The sequence below is a fragment of the Bradyrhizobium sp. BRP56 genome (genome assembly GCF_020194035.1).
Lineage (GTDB): Bacteria > Pseudomonadota > Alphaproteobacteria > Rhizobiales > Xanthobacteraceae > Bradyrhizobium > Bradyrhizobium australafricanum.
Genome location: NZ_JADYVV010000008.1, coordinates 158,460 through 165,108 on the forward strand (window position 1 = coordinate 158,460; position 6,649 = coordinate 165,108).

Sequence of the window (6,649 nt, forward strand, 5' to 3'; positions counted from 1 at the left end):
TTACTTCTGGGCGATCAGCGCATCGAGCGCCTTGTCGGCATCAGCACAGGCCTGGTCGATCGGCTTCTGCTTCAAGATCAGGTCCTGCACGGCCTGGCCGATGAATTCGCGTGATTCCGGGTTGGCGATGATGGGATAGCCGACCTCGGAGGAGCCCTTGGTCGCAAGCACGTCGAGCGCAGCCTGCCATTCCTTGCGGACCGGCTCCTCGTCGATCCATTTGCGGTACTCAGGATCCTTGGCAACCGACGGCCGCGGCGGGGCAATGCCCTGGAGCGCCATTTTCTTCTGCACCTCGGGGCTGGTTGCCCACTGCACGAAGTACCAGGCCGCGTCCGGCTGCTTGCTGTGCGAAGACACCGCCATGCCCCAGCCGATCGTGGTCGGCACCTGGCCGGCCTCGCCTGCCGGGAACGGCAACAGGCCGGTGTCCTTCAGGCGCGCGCCGCCCTCCATCACCGTGCGCAACTCATTCGAGGATTCGAACGCCATCGCGGCGCGGCCGCTGCGGTAGAGCGCCGAAATCTGCTGGAAGCTGTAGTTGACCACACCTGGCGGACCGAAGTCGCGCAGCAGCCGGCTATAGGTGTCGAGTGCTTCCTTGCCCTTGGCCGAGCAGAGGTTCGACTTGCCGCCTGCGATGTAGCTGCCTCCGATGTTGTGCAGCATGTTGCTGAAGGTGTAGGCGACCGCGGGCTTGAGGCCACGCGAGACAAAAGGCGTGACAGCGCTGTCGCAAGTCTTGATCTTCTCGGCCGCCGCCTCGACATCCTTGATGGTCTTCGGCGCCTCAATGCCGCACTTCTTGAAGATGTCGGTGCGGTAATAGAAGATCGGACCTTCGATGTTCATCGGCATGCTGGTCAGCTTGCCGCCGAAGGTCGCGGCCTTGAGCAGAGCCTGGCTCAACCCGGCCGGGTCGTATTCCTTGGCCACCTCGTTCTTGGCCATCGCAGTGAGATCGCCGTACCAGCCCGCCGCAGCGAACTGCTCGCCCTCGCGCGAAGGCAGCGTCATGAACACGTCAACCTCGTCGCTGTTCGCATTCATGACGGTGACCAGACGCTGGCGCATCTGTTGTTCCTGATAGCCGTCGACCTTCAGGGTCATGCCGGTCAGCTTCTCGAAATCGGCCCTGTAGGTCAGCAGCGCCTGCGCGACCGGATTGTTATTGGCGAGAAAGGTGACGGTCCTACCCTTGAACTTCATCCAGTCGAAATCGGCCGCATGAGCCTGCGCGCTGACGGCGACAATCGCGAGAACGGGCAACGCGACGTGCGTCGCGAGCATCCTGACCTTCATCGAACTCTCCTCCCGGCTGGCCGCCTTAAGCTGGCGGGCCATTTTGAACGCCACTTGAAAACGGTTACAATTTAGACCTCACATCGGTTGTGTCAAGCAATGGACAAACCGGATATTCTGCGGCAAATTTACGAGATTACCGCTGCCACGCGGTTTGCCCTGTCGAATGTAACGTTACATTGATGCGATTGACCAACGCCAAATCCGTGAAACAGGGCATCCGCGCCGTCGCAGCCCGTGCCGGCGTCTCAACGGCCTCGGTGTCGCGCGCGCTCAACAATCCCGATGCGGTGAGCCCTTCCCTGCGGGCGCGCATCGAACAGGCCATCGACGCGCTCGGCTACATTCCGCATGCGCCGGCGCGCATCCTGTCGTCACGGCGCTCGCGCACGCTTGGCGCGATCGTTCCGACCATCGACAACACGATGTTCGCGCGCGGCATCGCCTCGCTGCAGCAGTATCTCTCCTCGGTCGGATACATGCTGTTCCTCACCACGAGCGGCTACGATCTCGACGTCGAATTGCAGCAAGCGCGCAATTTGATCAGCCGCGGCGTCGATGGACTTGTGCTGCGCGGTGACTGCCATCACGAGGGACTGCGCAAGTTGCTTGCGGACAACGCGGTTCCCTTCATCAATGTCGGCATCTACCAGCCTGATCGACCCCACCCGTGCGTCGGAACCAACAACGAAGCGGCCGCCCACCGCGCCGCCGCGCACGTCATCGAGCTTGGCCACCGCCGCATCGGGATCGTCTCGGCGCTCCAGCGCAACAACGACCGCGCCAGCGCTCGCGTCGCCGGCTTTCGCCGCGCGCTCACCGAGAACGGCCTGGAGCTTCCGCCGCAATGGCATGTCGAGGTGCCCTACACGCTGGACGACGCGCGCGAAGCGGCCCGCTATCTCCTCAACCTGAAGGATCGTCCGACCGCCGTCGTCTGCGGCAACGATGTCATCGCCTACGGCGTATTGCTCGAGGCGGAGCGCGATGGATTTTCGGTGCCGCGTGACCTGTCGGTGGTCGGCTTCGACGATCTCGACTGGAGCCGCCACTTACGGCCGAGCCTGACCACGATCCACGTACCGACCGGAGAAACCTGGCAGCGCGCCGGGGAATATCTGGTGCGCAGCCTCGCCGGCGAGCAGACCATCATGCATCGCGAGATCGACTTCTCCCTGGTGGTCCGTGAATCGACGGCTCCCCCACTCAAATCCTGAAGCGAGATCCCTGCAATGCGCTCAAATTTCTCTCTTGCGCCCGGCTTCCATGCCGTGGTGATCGGCGGCGCCGGCGACATTGGCGCCGCGATCAGCAATCAGTTTTGCGACCTCGGCGCGACGGTGACCGCAACGGCGGCCAACGAGACCGATCTGGCGCGCACTTTGCTGAAATCGCGCGCCGGACTCGCACTCGCGACGCTCGACGTCACGAACGACGACGCTGTCGCTTCTTTTGCCCGACAGCAAAAGCGCGTCGATGCGCTGGTCAACTGCGCGGGAATTCTCGCCCGCGACAAGGAATACGAGATCGAGACCTTCATGAGGGTGCTCGACGTCAATCTCACGGGCACTTTTCGAACCTGCACGGCGTTCCGCCCGCTTCTCGCCGAGAGCAAGGGCGCGATCGTCAATCTTGCCTCGATGAATGCGACATTGGCGCTGCCGCGAATCCCGGCTTATTGCGCCAGCAAGGGCGGTGTCGTGATGCTGACCAAGGCGCTCGCCTTGGCATGGGCCGAGCAAGGCATCCGGGTCAATGCGGTTGCCCCCGGCTATATTGAAACGGCGATCAATGCGGCCGGCCGCACCGATCGCGCGCACTATCAGCGCATCGCCGACCGCACCGCGTTCAAGCGCTGGGGTCAGCCGGAGGACATTGCGGGAGCCGTCGCGTTCCTCTGCATGCCGGCATCACAATATGCTACCGGCACCGTCGTCGCGGTTGATGGCGGGTTTCTTGCCGGATGAGCCAGGAAACCAACGGATACGGCCTGCATAATGTCGCCGAAAATGTTTGGGAATGGTACGAGGACCGCCTCGCACCGTCGGGAGTCCCCTTGAATCGCGAGCCTGCACCGAACTGCTCGACGCGCGGTGAATCCTGCCTCGAGTCCTACGGCAACCGCCGCCGCTTCGCAGCGAGACCCGAGCGCGTCGGTCGGCTCGTCGAGCAAGATCGGCTTCCCTGTCGTGCGCACCGACCAGCTGCGGGATCCGGCATAGGATGACGCTGGCGACAAATGCCGCGAAGCCGGCCCCTGCTCCCGGCACCCGTCTGTTGCCGCAGTTCTTGCGCAATTTCGTGCGCAATCGCGAGACCGGCCTCGTGCTGGTCGGCATTGTCGTCGGGTTGCTGAGCGGCGTCCTCGTTGCCGCGATCTCGGGCCTCAGCCAGGCTTCGCACGCGCTGCTGTTCGACATTCCCCTCGACGCACATCTGAGCGCCACCGGCGTGATTTCCTGGCAGCGCACGCTGCTGATCCCGGCAGTCGGCGGCCTGGTCCTGGCGCTGATCGGGCTGTACTTCGCGCGGCGCGTGAAGGGACAGCAGCTCGCTGACGCGATCGAAGCAAACGCGCTCTATGGCGGCCGGGTGTCCTTCCGCGGCAGCCTGCTGATCTCGATCCAGACTCTGCTGTCCAACGGATTCGGCGGATCGGTCGGACTGGAAGCGGGATATACGCAGATCTGCTCGATGTTTGGCTCCCATGTCGGCCAGCGCCTCGCCGCCCGCCGCAACGACATGCGGCTGTTGGTGGCCTGCGGCGCGGCGGGGGCGATCAGCGCAGCGTTTTCGGCTCCGCTGGCCGGCGCCTTCTATGCCTTCGAAGTCGTGCTGGGAGCCTACACCTCGGCCGCCCTCGTGCCCGTCATCGCCAGCGCCGTCACGGCCTGGCTGGTGGCGCGGGGGTTGACGCACCAGTCCTTTCTGATGGTGCCCGGCTTCCCATCGCCCGTGTCCGTCGAGATGATCGGACAGACCGTGCTAATCGGCATCATTTGCGCATTCGTCAGCATCCTCGTCATGCTCGCGGTCGCATTCTCCGAACGTTGCTTTCAGTGGGTCACGCTGTTCAGCGGCTTCGTGCGTCCGATCCTCGGCGGCCTGCTGCTCGGCGGCCTCGCCCTGCTGACGCCGACCGTGCTCGGCGCCGGCCATGGCGCAATGCAGATCCTGCTGGTCAGCAATCCGAGCTGGCTCCTGCTCACGACGACCATCGTGCTCAAGATTCTGGCATCGGCCATCTCGCTCGGCTCCGGGTTTCGCGGCGGCCTGTTCTTCGCCTCGCTGCTGCTCGGCGCGCTGATCGGGCAGCTCTACAGCGTCGTGCTGACCGGCCCCTTCCCCACGCTCGCGCTTCAGCCCGGGACCGCCGCCATCGCGGCTCTCGCCGCACTCGGAACCGGTGTGCTCGGCGCACCGTTCAGCATGGTTTGTCTCGCGCTCGAGATCACCGGCGATTTCTCCGTGACCGTCGGGGCCGTGGTCGCATCATCGGTCTGCGCGCTGATCGTCCGCGAGTTGTTCGGCTACAGCTTCGCGACATGGCGCTTCCACCTGCGCGGCGAGGTGATCCGCGGTCCGCAGGACATCGGCTGGGTCCGTCAGATGAGCGCAGCGTCCCTGATGCGCGCCGACTTCGAGAATGCACTGACGACCATGCCGATCGGCGAGGCGCAGAAGCTGTTTTCGCCGGCGCAGGTCCGACAGGTCGTGCTGCGCGATCCGAACGGCAGCTATGCCGGCATCGTTGCGGCGGCGACGCTGCATTCCGTCACCAATCGGGACGACGATCCGCTCGGGTCGCTGGCCCAGCAGCAGGATGAGTATTTGCTTCCGACCACGTCGGTTCGCGAGATCCTGAAGGCCTTTGAACGGAGCGAAGCCGACGTCCTCGCGGTCATCGACCGTGCCGACCATCGCGTCACGATTGGCACCTTAAGCGAATCCCATGTGCTGCGCACCTATGGGGAAGAGCTCGAACGCCGGAACCAGGAGCTGTTTTCGCGGTGATGCTTGCGCGCTATGGCCTTAGATCCATATCGATCCGCACAAAATCGCCGCGATAGGTGACTTCACCGAGATAGATCACGGTGCGATCGCTCGCCGTGAAGACACGGCGGACTTCGGCGACCGGCGAATTCAAAGGCACGCGCAGCAGCCGCGCCGCCTCGATATCAGCGGTTCCGATCGTCAATGTCTGTCGAGCGCTGGCGATCGCCGGATCCCTGAGGTCGTTGAGGATCGGGATCACCGTCTCGTTGCGAAAGCGCTTGGGAGATCTGCGAAAGATCTTCTCATCGAGATAGATGGAAATGACGCAGTAAGGCTGCTTCTGGCGCGAGTGCAGACGGCGCATGAAGACATATTTCTCGGCCGGCTTGCCGTCTTCGGGAAGCAACGGCGCATCGCTCCGGCTTTCCGAGATGTTGATGATCTCCGGCGAGGTGTCGCGGTACATGTCCGCGAGATCGGACAGTGTGGTCTCGACCTTGAGCCAGCGGTCCTGTCGCACAGTCCCGGTGACGAAGGTGCCGCGGCCTTGCTGCGCCTCGATGACACCGTCGCGGGCGAGCAGTTCGACGGCCTGCCTGATGGTGACGCGCGAGACGCCGAACTCGGCCGCCAGATCCTCGTTGGCCGGCAGGCGAAAACCTTGACTCCAGACGCCGCGCGCAATCCGCTGGCGAAAGATATCGGCAATCTGCGCGTATTTGGGGACGTGACTGTCGGAACTCAATTCCATCTCGCCCTCCGGAAATCAAGCGGCCCAATCACGGCATGATAAGGGCTGCACCGCGTTCCCCGATCATCAGGCTGGTCGCATTGGTATTGGCCGAGGTGATCTGCGGCATCACCGAGGCGTCGATGACGCGCAGCCGCTCGACGCCGCGCACCCGCAGCTGCGGATCGAGGACTGCCCGCTCGTCGCTGCCCATGCGGCAGGTGCCGACGCAGTGAAACACCGTGCCGCCGGTGTTGCGCGCAAAATCCCACAGCCCCGCATCGCTATTTGCGGCCTCGCCCGGCACCATTTCGACGTCCCAGAGCGGGCGGAACGCCTTTTGCTGATAAATCTCGCGCAAGATCTTCAGGCCGGCAACAATGGTCTTGCGGTCGATCTCCTCGGCGAAATAATTGGGCGCGATCAGCGGCTGCTCGAACGGATCGGCCGAGCGGATCGCGAGCTGTCCGCGCGACCGGCCGTGGCATTGCCAGACCGAGGCCGTGAAGCCGGAATAGCTGTGGAGGGGTTCGCCGGGCTTGTCGACGGAGAGCGGCATCACGTTGAACTGCACGTCGGGACGGCCACCGACCGCATATTCGGTACAAGCCGCTCCACCCA

At 63.9% G+C, this 6,649-nt stretch carries 6 protein-coding genes; 3 read left to right on the forward strand and 3 right to left on the reverse strand.

What is annotated here, in order from left to right; genetic code table 11:
- Positions 1–1,302, reverse strand: coding sequence for a sugar ABC transporter substrate-binding protein (locus I6F38_RS08525; protein ID WP_225159981.1), 1,302 nt, complete (start codon positions 1,300–1,302; stop codon positions 1–3).
- Positions 1,303–1,484: 182 nt separating this feature from the next.
- Between I6F38_RS08525 and I6F38_RS08530 the strand changes: the two genes are divergently transcribed.
- The 3 genes from I6F38_RS08530 to I6F38_RS08545 all read left to right on the forward strand — a co-directional run bounded on the left by I6F38_RS08530 (position 1,485) and on the right by I6F38_RS08545 (position 5,316).
- Positions 1,485–2,519: a LacI family DNA-binding transcriptional regulator gene (locus I6F38_RS08530; RefSeq protein WP_057021071.1), complete on the forward strand. Its 1,035-nt coding sequence runs from the start codon at positions 1,485–1,487 to the stop codon at positions 2,517–2,519.
- Positions 2,520–2,534: 15 nt separating this feature from the next.
- Complete coding sequence (locus tag I6F38_RS08535) at positions 2,535–3,269, forward strand: SDR family oxidoreductase (protein WP_225159983.1); 735 nt, start codon at positions 2,535–2,537, stop codon at positions 3,267–3,269.
- Between the two features lie 256 nt (positions 3,270–3,525).
- On the forward strand, positions 3,526–5,316 hold the full coding sequence (locus I6F38_RS08545; RefSeq protein ID WP_225159988.1) for a chloride channel protein: 1,791 nt from the start codon (positions 3,526–3,528) through the stop codon (positions 5,314–5,316).
- A gap of 10 nt (positions 5,317–5,326) precedes the next feature.
- Here I6F38_RS08545 and I6F38_RS08550 read toward each other — a convergent pair whose 3' ends face one another.
- The gene (locus I6F38_RS08550; protein WP_028335658.1) at positions 5,327–6,049 is read right to left on the reverse strand and encodes a GntR family transcriptional regulator; all 723 of its coding nucleotides are present in this window, start codon (positions 6,047–6,049) and stop codon (positions 5,327–5,329) included.
- Positions 6,050–6,077: 28 nt separating this feature from the next.
- The coding region (locus I6F38_RS08555) for a GMC oxidoreductase (RefSeq protein WP_249794107.1) at positions 6,078–6,649 on the reverse strand (572 nt) is incomplete at its 5' end.

Bases quoted from the DNA above. Each gene is read 5' to 3' on its own strand.
- I6F38_RS08550 (WP_028335658.1), bottom strand. From the start codon at position 6,049: ATGGAATTGAGTTCCGACAGTCACGTCCCCAAATACGCGCAGATTGCC.
- I6F38_RS08530 (WP_057021071.1), top strand. From the start codon at position 1,485: ATGCGATTGACCAACGCCAAATCCGTGAAACAGGGCATCCGCGCCGTC.
- I6F38_RS08535 (WP_225159983.1), top strand. From the start codon at position 2,535: ATGCGCTCAAATTTCTCTCTTGCGCCCGGCTTCCATGCCGTGGTGATC.
- I6F38_RS08545 (WP_225159988.1), top strand. From the start codon at position 3,526: ATGACGCTGGCGACAAATGCCGCGAAGCCGGCCCCTGCTCCCGGCACC.
- I6F38_RS08525 (WP_225159981.1), bottom strand. From the start codon at position 1,302: ATGAAGGTCAGGATGCTCGCGACGCACGTCGCGTTGCCCGTTCTCGCG.